Consider the following 21739-nt stretch of genomic DNA (forward strand, 5'->3'; position numbering starts at 1 on the left):
TCCCACCTTAAGATAGTCTTCCTATTGTATCATTCCCGCGAATCCGCCTGCAAATAGGGTACTTGAGGCGTCAGGAACAGATCCGCGATCGGGGAAAGCTCCTCCTGGCCCTGGCGGATGTCGTCCGGGAACAGATCCTGGAAGATCTCCTCGACGCGATCGACCGGAATGACCTTGAGGCCGTTCAGATCGGCGAAGATCGCCTGCCAGTTGTCCTTCGGAATGTACACCGTGAGGGCGCCGGCCTGGAAGGCCGCTTCCACCTTGGCGAGCACGCCTCCGACCGGCTTGACGTTGCCGTGGATGCCGACCTCGCCGGTCATCGCGATCGTGTGGTCGACCGGCACGCCGCGGATCGCCGAGGCGATCGCCGTCGCCATCGCCGAGCCGGCGGACGGACCGTCGATCGGCGTCCCGCCCGGGAAGTTGATGTGCAGGTCGAAGTCCTGCGGACGCAGTCCGATGCGACGCAGCATCGTCAGCACGTTTTCGACCGAGCCTTTGGCCATGCTCTTGCGGCGCAGCGTCCGCTGGCCGCCTCCGAGCTCCTCCTCGTCGACGACGCCGGTAATCGTGAAGCTGCCCTTGCCGGCTGCCGTCGGGATGGCGCTCACCTCGATCTCCAGCAGCGTGCCCATGTTGGGCCCGTAGACGGCGAGGCCGTTGACGAAGCCGATCTGCGGCGCGGCCGGCACCTTGCGGTCCGGACGCGGCGGAATCTGGCTGCTGTTGACGACCCACTCGATGTCGGCCGCGCCAATCGTCTCGCGCTTCTCCGACAGCGCCAGCCCCGCCGCCAGCTGGATGATGTTGACCGCCTCGCGGCCGTTGGTGGCATAGCGCTTGACGACGCCGACCGCCTCCGGGCAAGGGGCGAAGCCGATCTTCTTGACCGCGTTGTCGGCGATCTCGGCGATCTCGTCCGGCAGCAGCGGCCGGAAGTAGATCTCCATGCAGCGCGAGCGGAGCGCCGGCGGCAGCTCCTGCGGCGAGCGCGTCGTCGCTCCGACGAGCCGGAAGTCCGCCGGCAGGCCGTTTTGGAAAATGTCGTGGATGTACATCGGGATATTCGGATCTTCGGAATGGTAGTAGGCGCTCTCCAGGTAGACCTTGCGGTCCTCGAGCACTTTTAACAATTTATTCATCTGGATCGGGTGTAATTCCCCGATCTCGTCGATGAACAGCATGCCGCCATGCGCCTTCGTCACCGCGCCGGGCTTCGGCTGCGGAATGCCCGCCACGCCCATCGCGCCGGCTCCCTGATAGATCGGATCGTGGACCGAGCCGATCAGCGGATCGGCGATGCCGCGCTCGTCGAAGCGGGCCGTCGTCGCGTCGATCTCCGTGAACTTCGCTTCCGCGAGGAAAGGCGAGGTCGGATTTTTCTTGGCTTCCTCCAGCACGACGCGCGCCGCCGCCGTCTTGCCCACCCCCGGAGGCCCGTAGACGATGACATGCTGCGGATTGGCGCTGCACAGAGCCGCCTTCATCGCGCGCAGTCCGTCCCGCTGGCCGACGATGTCGTTCATCGTCTGCGGCCGCGTCTTCTCCGCGAGCGGCTTGGTCAGCGAGATGGAGCGAAGCTTGCGCAGCTTGTCCATCTCCTTGCGGGATTCCTTGTCGACGGCCGACTTGTTCGTGCGCTGGCTGCGCAGCATGTTCCAGAAATACACCCCGATTACGACCGCGAAAAACACCTGCACCAGCATCAAAAATAGACTTAACGTCATGCTATCCGCTCCTCTCATGCTTGCCGGAATAAAAGACCCATACCGGATAGTATTGCCTGCCCCGGCAGGAGTTAGTCCCGAAAAATGGAGAAGCGGACCGCATCGGACGATCGCTCCGGACAGGCCGGCCGCCTCACTCGGCGCGGTACAGCTCCTTGCCGAGCTCGGCGCCGAGCAAGTCGGCGCTCATCGGCCTCAGCCCGATGAGCGGAGCGAGCTGGCTCGCGGCCGAAGCGCCGCGGTTGGAGAGCACGGCGATCGCGGCGCCATGCTCGGGATTGAAGGAGAGGAAGCTGCTGGAGCCGTACGTTCCGCCGTTGTGCCAGAACGTATGGCTGCCGTCCGGCTCCGGACGGATGATCCACGCATAGCCGATGCCGACGCCTTGCGGCGATCCCACCAGCCGCGTCTGGGCCAGACGCATCGTCTCGCGGACGGGATCCCCCGTCTCGCGGCTTGACGCCGCGGCCAGCTGGGCTTCGGCGTACCGAAGCAGATCCGGCGCCGTCGAGCGGACCGCTCCGGCTCCCGCCATCGCTTCGCCGAACGTCCACGGCTTGGCGGGAGCGCCCGAGCTGCGATGCACCGGCCGCAAGGAGGCGCCGTCCTCCGCGTCGGAATCGAGCGTCGTCCGCTCCAGGCCGAGCGGCTCGAACAGCCGAGCCTGCAGCAGCTCGGCGAGCGGTTCGCCTGAGCTTCGCGCGAGCAGCCAGCCGAGCAGGCCGAAGCCGTAGTTCGAGTAAGAGGACGGCTTGGCTCCGTCCCGATAAGGCTCCTTCAGCACCGCTTCGACGAGCGCATCCGTGCCGTAAGCGGCATATGGATTCTCTTTGTCGCGCACATGCGCCCGCATGTTGGCCGGCAGCCGGGGCAGCCCCGACGTATGGGAGACGAGCTCGGCCAGCGTCGTCTTGGAGGCGAAGGCCGACGCCGCCAGCTCCGGCGCCAGCGCCGCCGGCGCGTCCTCTCGGCTCAGCCGCCCGTCACGCTCCAGCGAGGCGAGCAGGCAGCCGGTCATCGTCTTTGTAATCGAACCGATCTCGTACCGGCGGCTCTTCAGCGCTTCCTCGTCCGCATCGTCGCGGCTCCAATAGCCCCGCTCGCCGCCCTTCACCCAGGCGACGACCGGATCGTGCAGCGACCTTTCCAGCCAAGCCCTCGTCTTTTTGCGGCGCAGCGCTTCCTGAATCCGTTCCATCCGAAATCCCTCCCGTTCGATTGTCATCGGTTGTATACGGCGCCGCTCGGCGCCTCGTTGCCCCAAAAAGCCCGGACAAGCGAAAAGAAGCCCTCGCAGTCCACAGGACTTGCGAAGGCTCTTTCATTCTCGCCGCTGGAGCGTCAGGCAGGCAGATGCTCCTTGCGGCCGGGAATCTCGCCCGTCTCCTCGAAGACGCGCACGATCTCGTCGATCTCTTTTTTGAGCTCGGACAGCAGCTCGGCCTCCGGCACCTTGCGGATCATCTGGCCGTAGCGGAACAGCATGCCCTCGCCGCGCGCGCCGGCGATGCCGATATCCGCCTCGCGAGCCTCGCCGGGGCCGTTGACCGCGCAGCCGAGCACGGAAACCTTGATCGGCACCTTGATCTTGGAGATGTACTCCTCCACCTCGTTGGCGATCGAGAACAGATCGATGTCGAGCCGTCCGCAGGTTGGACAGCTGATAAGCGTCGCCGCGTTCGTGATCAGGCCGAACGTCTTGAGCAGCTCGCGCGCGACCTTGACCTCCTCGACCGGATCGGCGCTGAGCGAGATGCGCACCGTGTTGCCGATGCCCATCGCCAGCAGGGCGCCGATGCCCGCCGAGCTCTTGATCGTGCCCGAGTGCAGCGTGCCGGCCTCGGTGATGCCCAGATGCAGCGGATACTTGATCTTCTCCGCCGCCATGCTGTAAGCCGCGATCGCCATCGGCACGTCGGATGCCTTGAGCGAGACGATGATGTCATGGAAGTCCAGCTCTTCGAGAATGCCGATATGGAACAAGGCGCTTTCGACCATCGCCTCCGGCGTCGGATAGCCGTACTTCTCCAGCAGATGGTTCTCCAGCGAGCCGGCGTTGACCCCGATGCGGATCGGAATGCCCTTTTCCTTGCAGGCGGCGACGACGGCCTCCACCTTCTCGCGGCGGCCGATGTTGCCCGGATTGATGCGGACCTTGTCCACCCCGTTCTCGATGGCGAGCAGCGCGAGGCGGTAGTCGAAGTGGATGTCCGCCACGAGCGGGATATGGATGCGGCGCTTGATCTCCTTGATCGCCTCGGCCGCTTCCTTGTTGTTGACCGTGACGCGCACGACCTGGCAGCCCGCTTCCTCGAGACGGAGGATCTCGGCTACCGTCGCCTCCACGTCGGCCGTCTTGGTCGTGCACATGCTCTGGATGATGACCTCATTGCTGCCGCCGATCGTCAAGCCGCCGACGCGAACCGGCACCGTGTCCTTGCGAGAATACATACGTAGCATCTCTCCCTATGAAAGGCCAAAGTCCACCGGATCCCGGACGGCGATCCGGAATCGGGTGGAACGATGGCGGGTTGAAAAGAGCAGCCGCCATCCGCGCGGCCGGAGCCGCGACAAGGTCAGGCGCTTTCTTCTTTTTTCTTGCCTTTCTTGGCCGTCAGCTCCGGAACGACCCGGTCCTGGACGACCTTTTCCGTAATGACGCAGGTGCTGAGCTCCTCGCGGGACGGCGCCTCGTACATGATCTCCAGCATGATGCCTTCGATGATGGCGCGCAGGCCGCGGGCGCCGGTATTGCGCTTGATCGCTTCCTTGGCGATCGCGTCCAGCGCTCCGGCTTCGAACTCGAGCTTGACGTTGTCCATCTCGAGCAGCTTCTGGTACTGCTTGACGAGCGCGTTTTTCGGCTCGGCGAGGATGCGCACGAGCGCCGCCTCATCGAGCGGCTCCAGCGTCGAGATGACCGGCAGGCGGCCGACGAACTCGGGGATCAAGCCGAACTTGAGCAGATCCTCCGGCAGGACGAGGGACAGGTATTCGCCCGCCTTCATGTCCTTCGTGCCGTCGCCCGTGTTGAAGCCGATGACCTTTTTGCCGATGCGGCGCTTGATGATCTGCTCGAGGCCGTCAAAGGCTCCGCCGCAGATGAACAGGATGTTCGTCGTGTCGATCTGGATGAACTCCTGATGCGGATGCTTGCGGCCGCCTTGCGGAGGCACCGAAGCGACCGTGCCCTCGAGAATTTTGAGCAGCGCCTGCTGCACGCCTTCGCCCGACACGTCGCGGGTAATGGACGGATTCTCGGATTTGCGGGCGACCTTGTCGATCTCGTCGATGTAGATGATGCCGCGCTCGGCCTTTTCCACGTCGTAGTCGGCCGCCTGGATCAGCTTGAGCAGGATGTTCTCGACGTCCTCGCCGACATAGCCGGCCTCCGTGAGGGAGGTCGCGTCCGCGATCGCGAACGGAACGTTGAGGATCTTGGCCATCGTCTGCGCGAGCAGCGTCTTGCCGGAGCCCGTCGGGCCGACCAGCATGATGTTGCTCTTCTGCAGCTCGACGTCCTCGAGCTTGCTCTGGGAGTTGATCCGCTTGTAATGGTTGTAGACGGCGACGGACAGCGATTTTTTGGCGGCTTCCTGCCCGATGACGTAGGAATCGAGGATCGCGCGGATATCCTTCGGTTTCGGAATATCCTTCAGATCCAGCTCTTCCTCGTGCCCAAGCTCCTCCTCCACGATTTCCGTGCAGAGCTCGATGCATTCATCGCATATATAGACGCCGGGACCGGCTACCAGCTTGCGGACCTGGTCCTGGGATTTGCCGCAAAAAGAGCATTTCAGCTGGCCCTTTTCTTCGTTGAATTTAAACACTCGATCACCCCTTAAAGGAAGATGTTACAAAAGGCCCGCTTCCGGGACGGCAATGACCTTGTCGATGAGCCCGTAGGCAAGCGCGTCGTCCGCGCTGAGGAAGTTGTCGCGGTCGGTGTCTCGCTCGATCTTCTCGTAGGGCTGGCCCGTACGATCGACATAGATCTGGTTGAGCTTCTGCTTGGTCTTGAGGATCCAGTCGGCATGGATCTTGATGTCGGACGCCTGGCCGCGCACGCCGCCGAGAGGCTGATGGATCATGACCTCGCTGTTCGGAAGCGCGAAGCGCTTGCCCTTGGCGCCTGCCGTCAGCAGCAGCGAGCCCATGCTCGCGGCCATGCCGACGCAGATCGTGGATACGTCCGGCTTGATGAATTGCATCGTATCATAAATACCCATGCCCGCGGTCACCGAACCGCCGGGAGAGTTGATATACAGGTGAATATCCTTCTCCGGGTCGTCAGCCGCGAGGAAGAGCAGCTGGGCGATGATCGAATTGGCAACGTCATCGTCGATTGCGCTTCCGAGGAAGATGATGCGATCCTTCAAAAGACGCGAATAGATATCGTAAGAACGCTCCCCGCGATTCGTCTGCTCTACTACAATCGGTACCAGATTCATGCGACCAACCTACTTTCCGCTTTGGAGTTCAGAACCACTTTCATTCTAGCATGTTTGGAGCTTCCATGTCATTTTTGCCGGATCTCCTGGCCTGCCTGCCGTGTTCCAATCTTATGTAAGGGACGGAGTCCCCATTCCTGCGCGAGGCAGGGGCGATGCTTATGTGGGTTCAGCGGGTAAAAAGAAGGCACGTGCGAGCGACGTGCCTTGCGGAGTGGAGCGGAAGCCGCCTTAGGCGACTTCGCTCGCGATTTTGCTGTTGTCGAGAAGGAACTTGATCGTCTTGCGAAGCTTCAGATCTTCCTTCATGTTGTCGAGGTTGCCGTTGCGCTCGAAGATTTCGCGCAGCTCGGCCGCCGGACGGCTGTACATTTTGGACAGGTTCTCGAGCTCCTCGCCGACTTCTTCCTCGGAGATCTCGATCGACTCCTGCTTGGCGATGGCGTCAAGCACGAGGTTGTTCAGCACGCGCTTCTCGGCGTCGGAGCGCATTTGTCCGCGTAGAGCCGCTTCGTCCTGGCCGGAGAACTGGTAGTACAGCTCCATGTTCAGGCCTTGCTGCTTGATGCGGTTCTCGAAGTCGCGCAGCAGGTAGTCCACTTCCGTGTTGATCATCGCTTCCGGGATCTCCACTTCGGCCGCTGCCGCGATTTTGTCGACGAGAGCCGTCTCGCGCGCTTGCTCGTTTTCTTTTTCCTTGCGCTCCTGCAGCTTCTTGGAGAGATCCTGCTTGAACTCGTCCAGCGTGTCGAACTCGCTCACGTCCTTGGCGAACTCGTCGTCCAGAGCGGGCAGGTTCTTGCGCTTGATCTCATGCAGCTTGACCTTGAAGACGGCGGCCTTGCCGGCCAGGTTCTCGGCATGGTACTCCTCCGGGAACGTCACTTCCACGTCCTTGAAGTCGCCTGTCGCCAGGCCGACGACTTGCTCCTCGAAGCCCGGGATGAAGGAATTGGAGCCCAGCTCCAGGGAGTAGCGCTCGGCCTGGCCGCCCTCGAACGCCTCGCCGTCGACGAAGCCTTCGAAGTCGATGACGACGGTGTCGCCATTCTCAGCCGCGCCCTCTTCCACGACGACCAGCTCCGCATGGCGCTGCTGCAGACGCTCCAGCTCGGCGCTCAGCTCCTCGTCCGTCACGTCGCTGCTCGCGGCAGGCACTTCGATGCCTTTGTACTCGCCGAGCTTCACTTCCGGCTTGACGGTGACTTTCGCCTTGAACTTGAACGGCTGGCCCTTGCCGAACTGCTCGACGTCGATCTCCGGACGGTCGACCGGCTCGATGCCGGTATCTTTCAGCGCTTCCGAATAAGCGGTCGGCAACAGGATGTCGATCGCGTCCTGGTACAGGCTTTCTACGCCGAAGCGGGATTCAAAGATGGAGCGAGGCACTTTGCCTTTGCGGAAGCCCGGCACGTTGACGCGTCCAACCACTTTCTTGAACGCTTGATCGAGCGCTTCCTTCACTTGCTCCGCGCCTACTTCCACGTCGATTGCGACGACGTTCGTTTCTATTTTCTCCCAAGTTGCTGTCATTTATGCTGTCCCCTCCAAAAAATAGGCGCTAGCCCCAATTATCTGCGTTGTAATAAACCATTCCATTATAATCAACTGGGCGTCCGATTACAAGACAGGCTAGCCATCGCCATAACCTTCCTGCAAGTCGGTGATCTGCCGCATCGCGCGGCAAGCCTGCTCGTAGCGGAATCGCAGCTCGTCGGTGATGCCGTATGTATGCCGGATCTTTTCTTCTTCGGCCGTGCCGTACACGGCCAGGAGCAGCGTCAGATGCAGCGCCGCCGCGTAGCTGTCGACGACCGCCTCCTCCTCGCTCAGCATGCGGGCGTAGGCGGAGCTGCCGTACAAATATTGCAGGCATTCCTTCCATAGCTCGCGGGCGAAATGCGGCAGCGTCGGGTCCATCGTCTCGGTCACGCCCTCGACCCGCTCGAGGATCAGCCGCACCGGCTCGGGATAGTCGTCGAGATCGAGCGGCGTGCGCTCGATCTCGAGCTCCGCCGTCTCGCCGAGCCGCTCCAGCCGGACGACGCCCGCATCTCCTCTGCGGCGGAGGCATTGGAGAGCCTTGAACTGCACCATCGGATGCAGCGTCTCCTGCTCCAGCCACGTGCGGATCGTCTCGTCCACCTCGGAGCTGCGCAGATGGGCGGCCCGCTCCAGCGCCAGCAGCTGCTGGTCGAGCATCGGATGGTTCTTCATGATGTACAGCACCTGCTGCACGTAGGACTCGTCCTGCTCGGCCGGGCTGAGCGCCGTCCGCCGCAAGTCGTCCTCGCTCGGCTCGCCGTCCTCCTCCTCGGCTCCGCCGGGGAACGCCATCTCCAGCCATGCGAGCAGATTGCTCAATTCCTCATAATGGCGGGGCTCCTCTCCCCGGCACTGGAGGAGGAACTGCAGCAGCCGCTTGGCTTCCGCATAGTGCTCCGACTCAAGCAGGCGGGTGAGCTGTTCCTGATAATGATCGAGCGAGCTCGGGAATAGATAAAGGTTGTCTTTTTCGCCGCGGGTTGAATCGTCTATCGTCGTAATGGGATCACCGCCTCATCTTCTGTGACGACCTTTATTCACCAAAGTTTGGCTACATTATAACATGAGCCGGCAAAGAAGGAAAAACGGCGCGATCCTTGCAATATGCATGATCTTCCTGTATGATCTACAAGTATCGCTTTTTTGGACCTGTCCTTTCGGGACCGCAAGCGAGCCGTTTGTCCCGGTAGCTCAGTCGGATAGAGCATGCGCCTTCTAAGCGCACGGTCGGGGGTTCGAATCCCTTCCGGGACGCCATCATTCCGCATGCACGCCCCTCTTTCGGAGGGGCTTTTTGCTGCATCGGCCGCATACCGCCCGTCCCGCGCGGCATGCTATGGCTAGCAGCCGCTTGTCCCGAGTCCTGCCGCAAAGGAGGCTGTCCGGGCAAGCCTATCACCGGCGGCCTGGCCGCCTTCGGGAGGATTCCATCATGCTTTGGCTTCCGTACGCCCTGCTGTCCGCCGTGTTCGCGGCGCTCGTCTCGATTTTCGGCAAGATCGGCCTGAAGGATCTCGACGCCAACTCCGCGACCGCCTTGCGTGCCGTCATCATGGCGCTGTTCCTGCTCGGCGTCGTGGCCGCCCAGGGCAAGTTCGGCCAGGTCGGCGAGATTTTCGCCCAGCGCAAGGCGCTCGCGTTCGTCGCCATGAGCGGAGCGGCTGGGGCGCTGTCGTGGCTGTTCTACTTCCTGGCGCTCAAGGCCGGCACCGTCTCTCAAGTCGGCCCGGTGGACAAGCTGAGCGTCGTGTTCGCCATCGTGCTCGCGCTGCTGTTCCTCGGAGAGAAGATCACCGTCTGGAACGGAGTCGGCGTGCTGATGATCACGGCCGGAGTCATTCTGACCTCGCTCAAGTGACGCCCTCCCGTTCCTCCGTTCCAACCCCAAAAAGGGTCCCTCGGCTCATGAGCCAAGGGACCCTTTTTGGCGCTCGGACGTCAGGCGCCATGCCCGCAAGTGGGCCGGGCAGCAATCGCGACGCCGGCCTCGGCGACAGGCGCGCCGTGAGGCCGGTACGCCTCAGGCCGTCACCCGCGCCTGATCCCGCTCGAGCAGATGGCGCGCCGTGAACGCGTCCGTCACGATCGTGTTCGGATACCCGCCCTTGACGGCGGCGAATACCGCATCGGCCTTGTCGATGCCGCCGGCGACGAGCACGGAATGCTCCTTGCGCCGAAGCTCCTCGAGCCGGATGCCGATCGTACGGTCGTCGAGCTCGCTCAGGCAGATGTTGCCGTCGATGTCGATGAAGCGGGAGCAGATGTCGCCCTTGCCCGCCTGATGCACGATGTCGAGCTCTTCCGCGCTGAGGTAATTGGCGCGGACAAGCAGCGAGTCGGCCGTCGGCACGCCGACGGTGAATACGGCGATGTTCGCCTGCCGTCCCATCTCCAAAATTTTGGCGATGTGCCGGTCCGCCTCGATCGCCCGCTTGACGAGCGGCTGATCGACGATCGCCGGCAGCGGCAGCAGATGCGGAGACGTATTGAACGCTCCCGCGAACAGATGCACGATCTCCGACGCGAACGTATTCGTCTCGGAATAGCTCAGCCCGCCGTTCAGCTGCACGACCTTCACGTCGCGCACGCTTTTGAGCGGCAGCCGCTGGGCGACCTCGTACAGCGTCGAGCCCCAGGTCACCGCGATCGTATCGCCCTCGGCCACCGTCTCGTACAGATGTGCCGCAGCCGCCTCGCCGATGTATTTCTTGACGACGGCGTCCTCGTGGGAAGGCGTGCTCACGACGATCGCCCGATTCAGTCCAAACCGCTTCTCCAGTTGGCGGCAGACGAGATCGTTGTTCTCCAGCGGATCATGGATCGTGATCTGCACGATGCCGTCCGCCTTGGCCTGCTGCAGGAAGCGGGACACCGTCGGCCTGGATACGCCGAGCTTTTTGGCGATGTCCTGCTGGCTGAAGTCCATTTGATAATAAAGCCTGGCCGCTTCCACGATTTTTTCCAGCTTTTCTGACATGTCTTTCCACCTCGAGTCCGCGCGCAGCCGATGCTTGATCCTTCGATTATAGAATCCTTTAGTGGATAAAAGCAATAAAAGAAACGAACAAGCCGCCTTCCTGCCGCCGCCCTCGTTTTCGGGGCTGCGCGCCAGGGTAATGGAGGAACAAAGAAAGCGAATGGAAACGGAGGAATCGCCATGGCTGCCAAAGCCCCCTTCATGACGAGAGCCGTCGAGCTCGGCAAAAACCTGTACGCCCGCTTCCAGGACGACGAGGTGCCGGCGCTCGGCGCCCAATTGACCTACTATTTGCTGCTGTCCTTCTTTCCGTTCCTGATCTTCCTCGTCAGCCTGCTCGGTTTCCTCAACCTGAACGGCGACGAGCTGATCGCCGACATGATCGCGATGATGCCCGCCGAGGGCGGCGAGACGGTGCGCACCATTCTCGGCGAGGTGTCCACGGGAGGCAGCGGCGCGCTGCTGTCCGTCGGCATGATCGGCACGATCTGGGCCGCCTCCAACGGAGTCAACGCCATCATCAAAGGGCTCAACAAGGCTTACGACGAAGAGGAGGACCGCCCGTTCTGGAAGGTGCGCGGCCTCTCGCTGCTGGCGACGATCGTGCTCGCCGCCGTCGTCATCCTCGTCGTCGTCCTGCTCGTCTTCGGCCGCGGAGTCGGCGAGTTCCTGTTCCAGTGGCTCGACTATCCGGCCGGCTTCGAAGCGCTCTGGACGATCGTCCGCTACGTGCTGCCTATCGCGGCGATGGCGCTCGTCTTCACGCTGCTGTACTGGTTCACGCCGAACCGCCGGCTGACGTTCCGCGAGGCGCTTCCGGGAGCCTGCTTCGCCTCGCTCGGCTGGGTCGTCACCTCGATCGCCTTCTCTTACTACGTCAGCCAGTTCGGCAATTATACCAAGACGTACGGCAGCCTCGGCGGCGTCATCGTCCTGCTGATCTGGCTGTACCTGAGCTCGATCATCATCGTGCTCGGCGGAGAAATCAACGCGGCGCTGAGCTTCGGCAGCGCGGGCGTCGAAAAGAAGCGGCCCGCCAAGTCGTTCGGGCTGCGCCTGTTCCGCAAGAAGGGCGTCCCGTCCGGTAGAGCGCCGGGTCCGGACAAGCGCATTCCGTTGTAGAAGCAGCGCCCCGCCTTACCCATCCGCATACGCAAAGGCCCGCCGGTCATGCACCCATGTCCGGCGGGCCTTTGCGCGTAACCCATTGTCGTTCGGCGTCAACCGAGCAGCTCCCTCAAGTCCTCCCGCACCTGTCCGCTCGCCAGCACCTGCTGCTTGAACGTCTCGCGCCGTCCCCAGTCGGTCTTGAGCGACTCGTTCTCGAACCACTGCATCGTGATGTCCTCGTAAGCCGTGTGCATGCTGTTGTCGAACCAGTCGGTCAGCAGGTCGGCATCGTCGCGGACGATCGAGACGAGGTCATAGTCCTGATCTGCCGACAGGCTGAAATAAGCCAGCACTTGCTCGCATTGCGGATCGTCAGTGCGCACCTGCACCTCTGCGCAGGGCGTCCCGTCCTTTTCGAGCGATCGGGCGACATGAGCCTCCAGCACGTTCATCCTGGCAGCCCTCCGATGTCCAGGTCCAGCGACGCCACATGGCGTCGCGTCTCCTCCGTCCCGAGACGGTAGACGAGCGTATAGATCTGCTTGAGGATGCCCTCGTAGCCCTGGTTCATCTCTTCGACGCTGGCCGATCCGAACGGATGGCTGTGGAAATGCACCATCGTCGCTTCGTCCATGCTGGACATCTCCGCGAACAGCGCCTTCAGTCCGTCCTTCTCCTCCTCGGTCGCGACGATTTCCAGCTCATAGGCCGCCGCCTCCTTGTCCTCCAGCACCTGTCCCGCTCCAACCGCCACGTAATAATGCTTCCGCTTGCCTTCCGTGCCATAGTCTGCCATCTCGTCCGCCCTCTCCTTTCGGGTTCGAGGATCCGCCCGGATCCGTCATTTCCCCCGTAGTTTCTCCCGGCGGACAGACATGTTATGCCCCGATTCCGCATATTCATGGTCGTATGTCGCTTTACGCCGCAAGCTTACGAACAAGAGAGGAATGAACCCCATGTGCGGATTCACCGGATGGATCGATTGGACGCGCGACCTGACCTTGCATAGCGAGGATTTGGAACGGATGACCGCTACCCTTGCACTGCGGGGACCGGACGCTTCCGGCACCTGGATCTCGGGCTCCTGCGCCCTCGGACACCGCAGGCTGTCGGTCATGGACCCGGAAAACGGCGCTCAGCCGATGATCCGCAGCCAGGACGGCCAGAAATTCGTCATCGTCTACAACGGCGAGCTGTACAACGCGCCGGAGCTGAAGCGCGAGCTGGAGGGCCGCGGACGCCGCTTCACGACGACCTGCGATACGGAAGTGCTGCTCACCGCTTATATGGAATGGGGACCGGCTGCCGTCGAGAAATTCAACGGCATCTTTGCCTTCGCCATCTGGGACGATCAGGAGCAGAAGCTGTTTCTCGCGCGCGACCGCGTCGGCGTGAAGCCGCTGTTCGTCAGCCATGCGGGCGGACAGTTCGTCTTCGGCTCGGAGCCGAAGGCGCTGCTCGCCCATCCCGCCGTCTCGTCCGATGTCGGCGCCCAGGGCATCGCCGAGCTGTTCATCGTCGGCCCGGCCCGTACGCCCGGCGTCGGCGTGTACAAGGACCTGACCGAGCTGCTGCCCGGCAAATGCATGACCGTCGACCGCGGCGGCGCGCGCGTGCACACGTACTGGGAGCTGCGCAGCCGGGAGCATGAGCACGGCGTCGAGGAGACGGCCGCCCATGTCGGCGAGCTGCTGCGCGACACGGTCGAGCGCCAGCTCGCCTCCGACGTGCCGGTCGGCACGCTGCTCTCCGGCGGCCTCGATTCCAGCGCCCTGACCGCGCTGGCGGTCGACTTCTACGGCCGCAGCGGAGCCGGCTCGCTCGATACGTTCTCGGTCGACTATGTCGACAACGACAAGTTTTTCAAGTCGCATGCGTTCCAGCCGAACGCGGACGCGCCGTGGATCGAAAAGATGGTGAGCCGTCTCGGCACGGCGCATCACGACATCAAGTTCGATACGCCCGAGCTCGTGGCCGCGCTCGACGACGCGCTGACGGCGCGCGACCTGCCGGGCATGGCCGATGTCGACGCCTCGCTGCTGCTGTTTTGCCGGGAGATCAAGAAGGGCGTCACCGTCGCGATCTCGGGCGAGGCGGCCGACGAGGTTTTCGGCGGCTATCCTTGGTTCCATCGCGAGGAGTCGCTCAACGCCGGCACGTTCCCGTGGGCGCTCGCCTCGCCGATGCGGGCGGAGCTGCTGTCGCCGGAGATGCAGGAATGGACGCGGCCGCTCGAGTACATCGGCGACCGCTACAGCGAGGCCGTCGCCGCCGTGCCGCATCTGAGCGGAGAGAACGAGCTGCAGCGCAAGATGCGCACGATGAGCTATCTCAACATCACGCGCTTCATGCCGACGCTGCTTGACCGCAAGGACCGGATGAGCATGGCGGCCGGGCTCGAGGTGAGGGTGCCTTTCTGCGATCATCGGCTGATCGAGTACGTCTTCAACATCCCGTGGGCGATCAAAACCGCAGGGGACCGCGAGAAGGGCATCCTGCGCCAGTCGCTGCGCGGCGCGCTGCCGGACGACGTGCTGTTCCGCAAGAAGAGCCCGTATCCGAAGACGCATAACCCGAACTATTTGAACGCCGTCCGCTCCAAGCTGATGGAGGTGCTGGACGATCCGTCCTCGCCGATCCTGCCGCTCATCAACGCCAAGAAGGTGCGCGAGATCGCCGAGTCCGACGCCGCCAGCTCCAATATCCCTTGGTTCGGCCAGCTGATGAGCGGACCGCAGCTGTTCGCCTACCTGTACCAGGTCAACCGCTGGCTGACGCAGTACGGCGTGCGGGTCGTCTGACCGGCAGTCCGAGACCGAATCCGTAACCGGAAAACGCTTCGCGGAGCGGGAACCGAGACCGGAAGACGCTTCGCGGACGGGGACTCGTTCCGATCTCCCTGGAGCCCAGATTCCTTTGATTCTATTCTTCCGAAACGGAAGGAATCCGGCCTCCAAGGGAAACGCTGCCGCTTCTCCACGAGCCCCCGTCCGCTTCGCTCCCCCGGTTTCTCATCCCCGCCGCTTCGCTCGCCATCTGCAACTCGATTTCGCGGCTGACCGATCGTTCCCCGATTGGTCAGCTGCTCTTTTTTGCGCAGCTTGTCCGGAAGAACCTCCTCACACCCGACCAACTCGATTCCTTCGACTTGCGGACCCGACATCGAGCCCCTCCGACCGCCTCCCAACGGATTCCCGCACAGCTCCCGACGGTTCAGCACCCGCTTGTCCGAGTTACTCGGGTTTTCCGCGCAACTCCACCATTCGGGCCCACGTTTGAACCAAGTTACTCGGGTTTTCCGCGTAACTCCCCTGTTCGGGCGCACTTTTGAACCGAGTTACTCGGTTTCTCCGCGCAACTCCACCATTCGAGCCACGTTTGAACCGAGTTACTCGGGTTTTCCGCGTAACTCCCCCGTCCGGGCACGCGTTTGAACCGAGTTACTCGGGTTTTCCGCGTAACTCCGCCGTCCGGGCCCACGTTTGAATCGAGCTGCTCGGGTTTTCCTCGTAACTCCCGTCGGTTCGGCACCCGCTTGCCCGAGTTACTCGGTTTTTCCGCGTAACTCCGCCGTCCGGGCCCGCGCTTGAATCGAGCTGCTCGGGTTTTCCGCGTAACTCCGCCGTCCGGGCCCACGTTTGAATCGAGCTGCTCGGGTTTTCCGCGTAACTCCGCCAATGGGGCACTCGTTCGAGAGGAGCTGCTTAGTTGCAAAGCCAAAAGGCGTTTCCTTCCTCGGCCGGGCCGAGGAAGGAAACGCCTTTTTTGGAGGGATGTGGCGAGCCGGCTGCGAACCGGCTGGCTCCGCCAGCGCGGAACGTTCGAGCTGTGGCGGGACCGCCCTTCGCGGCGGCGTCGCTGTGGTGGGACGCCTCTCGCGGCGGCGGCGCGGCCGCAAGGACCGCGCCGTCCAAGAAGCTGAAGCTGCGAGGCATCGCTACAGCCGGATGCCGGAGCGCTCCAGCTCGGCGAGCAGGCGGCGCAGCGCCTCGCCGCGATGGCTGACGCGCTGCTTCTCCTCGACGCTCAGCTCGGCGGCGGAGCGGCCGAGCTCCGGCAGCCAGAGCAGCGGATCGTAGCCGAAGCCCCCGCTGCCGCGTGGAGCGTCCAGCACGAAGCCCTCCATCGCGCCCTCGCTCTCGATGTAGCCGTCCCGCTCCGGCACGTACAGCGCCAGCGCGCAGACGAAGCGGCCCGCGCTGAGCAGCCGGCCGCCGTCTGGCGGCGCGGCGGCGCGGCCGGACGCGTCCGCTCCGGCCGCCTCCAGCTCGCGCAGCAGCTTGGCGTTGTTGCGCGCATCCGTCGCGCCCGGCCCGGAGTAGCGGGCGGAGTAGACGCCCGGCGCTCCGCCGAGCGCGTCGACGCATAGCCCGGAGTCGTCGGCGAGCACCGGCGCGCCGAGCAGGCGGCCGATCGTGCCGGCCTTGATGCGGGCGTTGGCGGCGAACGTGTCGCCGTCCTCTACCGGCTCGGGCAGCTCGGGGTAGTCCTTCAGGCTGCGCACGGACAAGCCGAGCCCGGCGAAGGCATGGGCGAATTCCTTCACCTTGCCGGCGTTGCCGGTGGCGACGACGATATAGCCCCCGCTCATGCTCGGCCCGTCCCGATGCGCGCGCCTGCGGCTCCAAGCGCCATCTGCTGAATCTCGATCAGCTCGCGGATTCCCTGCTCGCCGAGCGACAGCAGGCGGTCCAGCTCCTCGCGCGAGAACGGCTCCTCCTCGCCCGTGCCCTGCAGCTCCACGAACGAGCCTGCGCCCGTCATGACGAGATTCATGTCCACCTTGGCGCGGGAATCCTCCTCATAGTGCAGGTCCAGGCGCGGCTCGCCGCCGATGATGCCGACGCTCGTCGAGGCGAGGTAATCCGTAAGGGGATAGACGGCGAACGGCGAGCGCGCGTCGAGCTTGGCGACCGCCAGCGCCAGCGCGACGAAGCTGCCGGTGATCGACGTCGTGCGCGTCCCTCCGTCCGCCTGCAGCACGTCGCAGTCGAGCGTGATCGTCCGCTCGCCGAGCGCCTGCAGGTTGACGACCGAGCGCAGCGCGCGCCCGATCAGCCGCTGGATCTCCATCGTGCGGCCGTTCACCTTGCCCCGCTGCGACTCGCGCTGGCTGCGCGTATGGGTCGCGCGCGGCAGCATGGAATACTCCGCCGTCACCCAGCCCTTGCCCTGTCCTTTCATAAATGGCGGGACCCGCTCCTCGACCGAGGCGGTGCACAGCACCTTCGTGTCTCCAGCCTCGATCAGCACCGAGCCTTCCGCATATTTGTTCACGCCGACCGCGATCGCGACCGGCCTCAGCTGACTCGGCTTGCGTCCATCCGATCTCATTCTGACTGAACTCCTCCTTCATTCGCATCCGTGCAAGTAGCCCCCATTGTAGCAGACGCGCCCGCGAAAATCATCCCGCCGCCTGCGGGCCTTCCCCATCCCGTCATGCGCCGGACGCGGAAAAGCCCGCTCCGGGCGGCCTGAGCCGGACGGAAGCGGGCTATCGCTGCGGCAAGGGTTTCCTGCCGGAATCGTTGGGCTAGGACTTGAAGGCGTTCAGCTGCTCCGGCCGGCTGACCGGCTCCGTGTACGACGTGTCGAGCTCATCCTTGAAGTCGGAGGCGCCGTTCAGCTTGATCTGCACCTGGTCGACGCCGGCGTTGTCGGTCAGCGACAGCACGACCGCGCGCATCATCTCGGCCGGAGCGACATCGCCTTTTTTGTACGCCTCGTCCTTCAGGTCGAGCGTGATCGTATCCTTGTTCTGCGTAATCTTGTCGACGCTCACGTCCTGCAGCCAGACGGGCAGCAGCCGGCTTTCCTCCAGCGGGCCTTCGGCGAGCTGGTCGAGCGCTGCCGTCAGCTTGTCGGTCGTCCGGGGAACGAGACGGGTGACCGGCACGAAGTAAGGATCGCCAAGCTCGGTCTTGCTGGAGAAATAAAGCGTCACCGGCGTGGACAAGCTGTAGTCGACTCCGCTGTCGGCCTCCAGATTGATGCCGATCGCGCGGGTGAGGGCGCGGTCGAGCGGATATTGGCCGACCGGCATTTCCTGCAGCCGCTCGCCTTCCTCCCACAGCTCCACGCCTTGAATGCCGTCCAGGCCCGTCAGCGTATACGTGATCGCCTCGAGCATCGTGCGCTCGTCCTGCTCGTTGTAGTCGCTGAACTGCTTGGAGAACTCGACCGTGGCGAGCTTCGTCTTTTCGTTGACCTGAACGTTCAGCACCTGCGTGCCTTGGGGAAGCACGCCGCTGAAGCCTTCAGGCAGCAGCTTCGAATAAGCGCCACCGTCCACGAGCAGCTCGAGCGCCTGCGCCTCGGCCGTCAGCTTGCTGTCCAGCTTGGCCTGGATCGTGACGGGAGCGAGATAGCCCTCGGCGTCCTTGAGGTAGACGGTCAGGCCGGATGCCTCGCCCTGCGCCGACACCTCGGCCGAGCCTGTCGCCGCCGCGGACGTCTGGCCGTCCGCGCCTGTAATGGCCGAGCCGGTCTCGCCTTGCGGCGGATCGACGGCCTTGCTGTCCGACGGCGAGAACCAGCCGCAGCCGGCCACCATGACCGGCAGCGTCAGAGCTCCCGTCAACGCCGCCTTGCGAATCCATCTGTAGCGCTGCTGTTCCATGTTCCTGTATCCTCCCTTGGTTACCGGCCGCGTTTGCGCCGCCTGGTGGTACTAGCCCGTTTGTAGTACTATTTGTATGGGTTGTACCATCCTTTTAGACCAAGCTTGTTCCCAAAACCGTCCAAGGGGGTTTCCAGCATGTCCAAACCTGCCGCTTATGCCCTCAACAGCAAGGCTGTCGCCGAGGCGACAGCCGAATGGCTCGCCAAGCGAGGCGTGACAAAAGCCGAGATCGCCGAGCTGACCTTCTTCCTGCAGAAGGATTATTATCCGGACCTGTCTCTGGCGGAATGCGAAGAAAACATCGAGGCGGTCCTTTCCAAACGGGAAGTTCAAAATGCGATTCTGACCGGCATCCAGCTCGACCTGCTTGCCGAGGAAGGCCGGCTGCTGCCGCCGCTGCAGGAAATGATCCGCAACGACGAGGGACTGTACGGCTGCGACGAAATTCTTGCCCTGTCCATCGTCAATGTCTATGGAAGCATCGGCCTGACGAACTTCGGCTACGTCGACAAGCTGAAGCCCGGCATCCTCGTCCGTCTCAACGACAAGCATGACGGCCAGATCCATACGTTCCTCGACGACATCGTCGGCGCGATCGCGGCAGCCGCCGCAAGCCGCATCGCCCACCGCAAGCAGGCCGAGCGCGAGGAAGCCCGCGGCGAGCGCCAGGACGACGTGCCTCTGCCCTAGGGCATGTTTGCGAACCCGCTCAAGGGCATCGATCACCGCCTTTTTGCCCCCTGCTTCATTCGGGGGATGCAAACACGCCCTAGGCCGGGAGCAGCACCGGCGCGGGTGCCGCCCGTCCGACCGATCGCCAAAAAAGCGTCCCGCCCCGTGCGAACGGGGAAGGACGCTTTTTTGACGCGTCTGCTCGTGAACCGGCCGGCGCCGAGCCAGCCCGGCAAGCCAGCCTAGAATGAAGCGAGCTCCTCCATCTCGACGAGCAGCTGCCCGCCCTCGACGACGATGACGGTCATGCCCGTCCTAGAGCCGGATTCATGCTCCTCGCCGGCTTCCCAATAAGCGGCCTGGCCCGCCTTTACGGAAATCCGCTTGCCGTCCGCTCCGCTCACCCAGCCTTCCCCGTCGATCAGCAGGAACAGCTGGCTCGCCTCCGCAACATGCCTGCCGACGATGCCGTTCGCCTCGATCCGCATGCTGCTCAGCTGAATCCGCCCGTCATGACGGGTAATGCCGGAGAACATGACGCCCTGGCTCGAAAAGGCATCGATCGGCCACTCCCGGCCCGGCAACTGGTAGATCTTCATCCGCTCGACTCCTCTCGCTTCTTCTTTTGCCGGTCACGATCCTGCTGTCCGCCGCCGAAACGGGCAATTTGCGGCGCCCTGCCCGCTGCTATCCGATGCCGTTCTCGCGAGCCACCCCGCGGTAGCGGATCGCCCCGTCCGCGCGGAAGCGAGCCTCCGCCCGCCCGTCCCGCTCGAGGTAGGCGAGATGGGCCAGCGTCTCGCTGAGCGCGAAGCGCAGGTTATGGATGTTGCGCCGCAGATGGACGCCGAACTCCAGCTCGCACAGCTCGAACGCGCTGGCCTCCCCCCGCTCCGCAAGCAATCCGAGCAGATGCTCCAGCCGGCGCGCATGATGCTCGGCGATCTCGCGAGCCCGCTTGCCCGCGTCCGCGAACAGCTCGCGGTGGCCGGGATAGACGCGCTCGGTCGGCAGCTTCGCCAGCTCGGCCAGGCTCGCCAGATAGGAGCGCAGCGGATCGGGATCGACGCCGTCGCCCGGCAGCAGGCTGATGTTGGGCGTGATGCGCGCCAGCACCTGATCGCCTGCGATCAGCTCGCGCCGGCCGGGCTCGTACAGGCATACCGCGCCTGGAGCGTGGCCCGGAGCGTCGATCAGCCTCCAGCTGCGGCCCCCGAGCTGGACACTCTCTCCCGGCTCCAGATAGGACGGCTGCGGCTGCGGCTCGACCCGCTCGCGGAACGAATCCAGATGCGGTCCGAGGAGCGCGAGCAGCTCGTCCGGCATGCCGTGGCTGCGGAACCACGCTTCCAGCTCGCGCGGGAAGCGGCTGTCCGTTCCCCACATGCGGACTGCGTACCGATGCGCCTGCCGCGTCATCCAGACGGGACAGCCATGCTCCTGCTGCATCCATCCCGACAGGCCGTAATGGTCGGGATGCTGGTGGGTCAGCAGCACGCGGCGGATGTCTCCAGGCGCGATGCCGGCCTGCTGCTGCAGCTCCCGCCACGTCGTCCGCGCTTCCTCCGTATTGAGGCCGGGGTCGACAACCGTCCAGCCGCCGTCCGGCTCGGGGACGAGGTAGGCGTTGACGAAGCGCAGCGAGTAAGGCAGCGGCACGGGCACCCGCAGCCAGCCCCCGCCAAGCGGCTCCGCCTGAAGCGGATCGCGTCCGGCTCCCACGGCCGTCCGGCCGGCGCCGCTCGCTTCTCCCTGCGTCCGGCCGGAGGCGTCCGCCGCTTCCGTCGGCCGGACGGCGGCTTCCGGCGCTTCGCCGTGCTGCCGGCGCTCCGTCATGGCCTCCGTCCGAACAGGACGAGGCGCTTCGAGCGCTCGGGCTCGTAGGGCTCGCCGTCATACCCGCCGCCAGCCGCCTCGAGCACGAGACCCGCTTCCGCCAGCGCCGAGCGGAACCACGGCTCGCCGAGCAGGCGCACGCTTTCCGTGTAGCGCCGCGGCTCGCCGCCTGCGGCATCCGTCAGCTCGATCTTTTTGACGACGCGCCCATGCTCGATGAAGCGGCGCTCGACGATGGCGGTGCCGGTCTCCTCGTCCACCCGCCTCGACTCCGGCACGAGCGTGCGCTTCACCTGCTCGGCATTGAGGAAGTCGATGACGAACCGCCCTCCGGGCCTGAGGATCCGCCTCATCTCGCGCAGCACCTGCAGATGCTCCCGGTCCTCCTCGAAATAGCCGAACGAGGTGAACAGATTGACGGCCGCGTCGAACTGCCCGTCCTCGAACGGCATCCGGCGCATGTCTCCCTCGAACCAGGAGACGGCCTCGCTGCCGGGCTGCGACCGCGCCTCCCGCAGCAGCGCCGGCGACAGATCGAGGCCGCTCACCTCATAGCCGAGCCGGCTCAGCGCCAGCGAATGCCGGCCCATGCCGCAGCCGATATCGGCGATCCGAGCTCCGGGCCTCAGCTCCAGCCGCGCGGCCAGCCGTCCAACCTCCCGCTCCGCCTGCTCCCAGTCGCGATGTCGGTATGCGATCTTGTAATCCTCGCCAAAACTGCGCACGAACCATTCCGACAAGCCAGTCCACTCCTTTTTCAAGGACCCGCTTCCAGGCCCCTCTCTATCATCCTGTT

General features: G+C 64.1%; 20 protein-coding genes and 1 tRNA gene. 5 read left to right on the forward strand and 16 right to left on the reverse strand.

What is annotated here, in order from left to right; genetic code table 11:
* Nucleotides 1–29 precede the first annotated feature (29 nt).
* The 7 genes from lonB to B8V81_RS05840 all read right to left on the reverse strand — a co-directional run bounded on the left by lonB (nucleotide 30) and on the right by B8V81_RS05840 (nucleotide 8545).
* Nucleotides 30–1730, reverse strand: a complete 1701-nt coding sequence (lonB, locus tag B8V81_RS05810; RefSeq protein ID WP_028597483.1) for an ATP-dependent protease LonB — start codon at nucleotides 1728–1730, stop codon at nucleotides 30–32.
* Nucleotides 1731–1863: 133 nt separating this feature from the next.
* Entirely contained in the window at nucleotides 1864–2928 is a 1065-nt protein-coding gene (locus B8V81_RS05815; protein ID WP_180968383.1) for a serine hydrolase domain-containing protein, read from the reverse strand.
* 143 nt (nucleotides 2929–3071) lie between these two features.
* Nucleotides 3072–4181 carry a flavodoxin-dependent (E)-4-hydroxy-3-methylbut-2-enyl-diphosphate synthase gene (ispG, locus tag B8V81_RS05820; RefSeq protein WP_028597482.1) on the reverse strand — a complete coding sequence of 370 codons (1110 nt, stop codon included), beginning with the start codon at nucleotides 4179–4181 and terminating at the stop codon, nucleotides 3072–3074.
* 125 nt (nucleotides 4182–4306) lie between these two features.
* Complete coding sequence (clpX, locus tag B8V81_RS05825) at nucleotides 4307–5560, reverse strand: ATP-dependent protease ATP-binding subunit ClpX (protein ID WP_101807938.1); 1254 nt, start codon at nucleotides 5558–5560, stop codon at nucleotides 4307–4309.
* 24 nt (nucleotides 5561–5584) lie between these two features.
* Nucleotides 5585–6181 (reverse strand): ATP-dependent Clp endopeptidase proteolytic subunit ClpP, encoded by a 597-nt coding sequence (gene clpP / locus B8V81_RS05830; RefSeq protein ID WP_028597480.1) that lies wholly within the window; start codon nucleotides 6179–6181, stop codon nucleotides 5585–5587.
* Nucleotides 6182–6412: 231 nt separating this feature from the next.
* Entirely contained in the window at nucleotides 6413–7714 is a 1302-nt protein-coding gene (gene tig / locus B8V81_RS05835; protein WP_028597479.1) for a trigger factor, read from the reverse strand.
* Nucleotides 7715–7813: 99 nt separating this feature from the next.
* Nucleotides 7814–8545 carry a hypothetical protein gene (locus B8V81_RS05840; RefSeq protein WP_240478926.1) on the reverse strand — a complete coding sequence of 244 codons (732 nt, stop codon included), beginning with the start codon at nucleotides 8543–8545 and terminating at the stop codon, nucleotides 7814–7816.
* Nucleotides 8546–8906: 361 nt separating this feature from the next.
* Here B8V81_RS05840 and B8V81_RS05845 point away from each other — a divergent pair.
* Both B8V81_RS05845 and B8V81_RS05850 read left to right on the forward strand, forming a co-directional pair.
* Nucleotides 8907–8983, forward strand: a tRNA-Arg gene (locus B8V81_RS05845).
* 172 nt (nucleotides 8984–9155) lie between these two features.
* Nucleotides 9156–9584, forward strand: a complete 429-nt coding sequence (locus B8V81_RS05850) for an EamA family transporter (protein WP_028597478.1) — start codon at nucleotides 9156–9158, stop codon at nucleotides 9582–9584.
* A gap of 162 nt (nucleotides 9585–9746) precedes the next feature.
* Here the strand turns inward: B8V81_RS05850 and B8V81_RS05855 are convergent, their stop codons facing one another.
* On the reverse strand, nucleotides 9747–10703 hold the full coding sequence (locus tag B8V81_RS05855) for a DNA-binding transcriptional repressor DeoR (protein ID WP_028597477.1): 957 nt from the start codon (nucleotides 10701–10703) through the stop codon (nucleotides 9747–9749).
* A gap of 180 nt (nucleotides 10704–10883) precedes the next feature.
* On the opposite strand from B8V81_RS05855, the gene B8V81_RS05860 reads away from it, so the two are divergent.
* Nucleotides 10884–11825 carry a YihY/virulence factor BrkB family protein gene (locus tag B8V81_RS05860; protein ID WP_228551624.1) on the forward strand — a complete coding sequence of 314 codons (942 nt, stop codon included), beginning with the start codon at nucleotides 10884–10886 and terminating at the stop codon, nucleotides 11823–11825.
* 98 nt (nucleotides 11826–11923) lie between these two features.
* Here B8V81_RS05860 and B8V81_RS05865 read toward each other — a convergent pair whose 3' ends face one another.
* Entirely contained in the window at nucleotides 11924–12265 is a 342-nt protein-coding gene (locus tag B8V81_RS05865) for a hypothetical protein (RefSeq protein WP_028597476.1), read from the reverse strand.
* Nucleotides 12262–12609, reverse strand: coding sequence for a hypothetical protein (locus B8V81_RS05870; protein ID WP_028597475.1), 348 nt, complete (start codon nucleotides 12607–12609; stop codon nucleotides 12262–12264). The genes B8V81_RS05865 and B8V81_RS05870 overlap by 4 nt, the downstream gene beginning before the upstream one ends.
* Nucleotides 12610–12769: 160 nt before the next feature.
* Between B8V81_RS05870 and asnB the strand changes: the two genes are divergently transcribed.
* Nucleotides 12770–14614: an asparagine synthase (glutamine-hydrolyzing) gene (asnB, locus tag B8V81_RS05875; RefSeq protein WP_028597474.1), complete on the forward strand. Its 1845-nt coding sequence runs from the start codon at nucleotides 12770–12772 to the stop codon at nucleotides 14612–14614.
* A gap of 1136 nt (nucleotides 14615–15750) precedes the next feature.
* Here asnB and rdgB read toward each other — a convergent pair.
* The 3 genes from rdgB to B8V81_RS05890 form a co-directional block, all read right to left on the reverse strand.
* Complete coding sequence (gene rdgB, locus B8V81_RS05880) at nucleotides 15751–16404, reverse strand: RdgB/HAM1 family non-canonical purine NTP pyrophosphatase (protein ID WP_101807939.1); 654 nt, start codon at nucleotides 16402–16404, stop codon at nucleotides 15751–15753.
* Complete coding sequence (gene rph / locus B8V81_RS05885; protein ID WP_101807940.1) at nucleotides 16401–17147, reverse strand: ribonuclease PH; 747 nt, start codon at nucleotides 17145–17147, stop codon at nucleotides 16401–16403. Before rph ends, rdgB begins: the two co-directional genes overlap by 4 nt.
* A 199-nt stretch (nucleotides 17148–17346) precedes the next feature.
* On the reverse strand, nucleotides 17347–18432 hold the full coding sequence (locus B8V81_RS05890; RefSeq protein WP_101807941.1) for a GerMN domain-containing protein: 1086 nt from the start codon (nucleotides 18430–18432) through the stop codon (nucleotides 17347–17349).
* Nucleotides 18433–18570: 138 nt separating this feature from the next.
* On the opposite strand from B8V81_RS05890, the gene B8V81_RS05895 reads away from it, so the two are divergent.
* Nucleotides 18571–19125 (forward strand): phosphatidylglycerophosphatase A family protein, encoded by a 555-nt coding sequence (locus B8V81_RS05895; RefSeq protein ID WP_028599068.1) that lies wholly within the window; start codon nucleotides 18571–18573, stop codon nucleotides 19123–19125.
* Between the two features lie 224 nt (nucleotides 19126–19349).
* On the opposite strand, the gene B8V81_RS05900 is transcribed toward B8V81_RS05895, so the two are convergent.
* The 3 genes from B8V81_RS05900 to B8V81_RS05910 form a co-directional block, all read right to left on the reverse strand.
* A complete protein-coding gene (locus tag B8V81_RS05900; RefSeq protein WP_101807942.1) occupies nucleotides 19350–19706 on the reverse strand; it encodes a cupin domain-containing protein in 357 nt (118 codons plus the stop codon).
* A gap of 88 nt (nucleotides 19707–19794) precedes the next feature.
* Entirely contained in the window at nucleotides 19795–20943 is a 1149-nt protein-coding gene (locus B8V81_RS05905; RefSeq protein ID WP_101807943.1) for an MBL fold metallo-hydrolase, read from the reverse strand.
* Nucleotides 20940–21683 carry a class I SAM-dependent methyltransferase gene (locus B8V81_RS05910; protein WP_101807944.1) on the reverse strand — a complete coding sequence of 248 codons (744 nt, stop codon included), beginning with the start codon at nucleotides 21681–21683 and terminating at the stop codon, nucleotides 20940–20942. The genes B8V81_RS05905 and B8V81_RS05910 overlap by 4 nt, the downstream gene beginning before the upstream one ends.
* Nucleotides 21684–21739 lie beyond the last annotated feature (56 nt).

Origin of the sequence: Paenibacillus pasadenensis, assembly GCF_002864175.1 — a bacterium.
In the GTDB taxonomy this organism is placed as follows: Bacteria; Bacillota; Bacilli; order Paenibacillales; family Paenibacillaceae; genus Paenibacillus_O; species Paenibacillus_O pasadenensis.

Excerpts from the sequence above, each read along its gene's own strand:
- lonB (WP_028597483.1), bottom strand. The coding sequence starts at position 1,730 with ATGACGTTAAGTCTATTTTTGATGCTGGTGCAGGTGTTTTTCGCGGTC.
- B8V81_RS05815 (WP_180968383.1), bottom strand. The coding sequence starts at position 2,928 with ATGGAACGGATTCAGGAAGCGCTGCGCCGCAAAAAGACGAGGGCTTGG.
- ispG (WP_028597482.1), bottom strand. The coding sequence starts at position 4,181 with ATGTATTCTCGCAAGGACACGGTGCCGGTTCGCGTCGGCGGCTTGACG.
- clpP (WP_028597480.1), bottom strand. The coding sequence starts at position 6,181 with ATGAATCTGGTACCGATTGTAGTAGAGCAGACGAATCGCGGGGAGCGT.
- tig (WP_028597479.1), bottom strand. The coding sequence starts at position 7,714 with ATGACAGCAACTTGGGAGAAAATAGAAACGAACGTCGTCGCAATCGAC.
- B8V81_RS05855 (WP_028597477.1), bottom strand. The coding sequence starts at position 10,703 with ATGTCAGAAAAGCTGGAAAAAATCGTGGAAGCGGCCAGGCTTTATTAT.
- B8V81_RS05860 (WP_228551624.1), top strand. The coding sequence starts at position 10,884 with ATGGCTGCCAAAGCCCCCTTCATGACGAGAGCCGTCGAGCTCGGCAAA.
- B8V81_RS05865 (WP_028597476.1), bottom strand. The coding sequence starts at position 12,265 with ATGAACGTGCTGGAGGCTCATGTCGCCCGATCGCTCGAAAAGGACGGG.
- B8V81_RS05870 (WP_028597475.1), bottom strand. The coding sequence starts at position 12,609 with ATGGCAGACTATGGCACGGAAGGCAAGCGGAAGCATTATTACGTGGCG.
- asnB (WP_028597474.1), top strand. The coding sequence starts at position 12,770 with ATGTGCGGATTCACCGGATGGATCGATTGGACGCGCGACCTGACCTTG.
- rdgB (WP_101807939.1), bottom strand. The coding sequence starts at position 16,404 with ATGAGCGGGGGCTATATCGTCGTCGCCACCGGCAACGCCGGCAAGGTG.
- rph (WP_101807940.1), bottom strand. The coding sequence starts at position 17,147 with ATGAGATCGGATGGACGCAAGCCGAGTCAGCTGAGGCCGGTCGCGATC.
- B8V81_RS05890 (WP_101807941.1), bottom strand. The coding sequence starts at position 18,432 with ATGGAACAGCAGCGCTACAGATGGATTCGCAAGGCGGCGTTGACGGGA.
- B8V81_RS05895 (WP_028599068.1), top strand. The coding sequence starts at position 18,571 with ATGTCCAAACCTGCCGCTTATGCCCTCAACAGCAAGGCTGTCGCCGAG.
- B8V81_RS05900 (WP_101807942.1), bottom strand. The coding sequence starts at position 19,706 with ATGAAGATCTACCAGTTGCCGGGCCGGGAGTGGCCGATCGATGCCTTT.
- B8V81_RS05905 (WP_101807943.1), bottom strand. The coding sequence starts at position 20,943 with ATGACGGAGCGCCGGCAGCACGGCGAAGCGCCGGAAGCCGCCGTCCGG.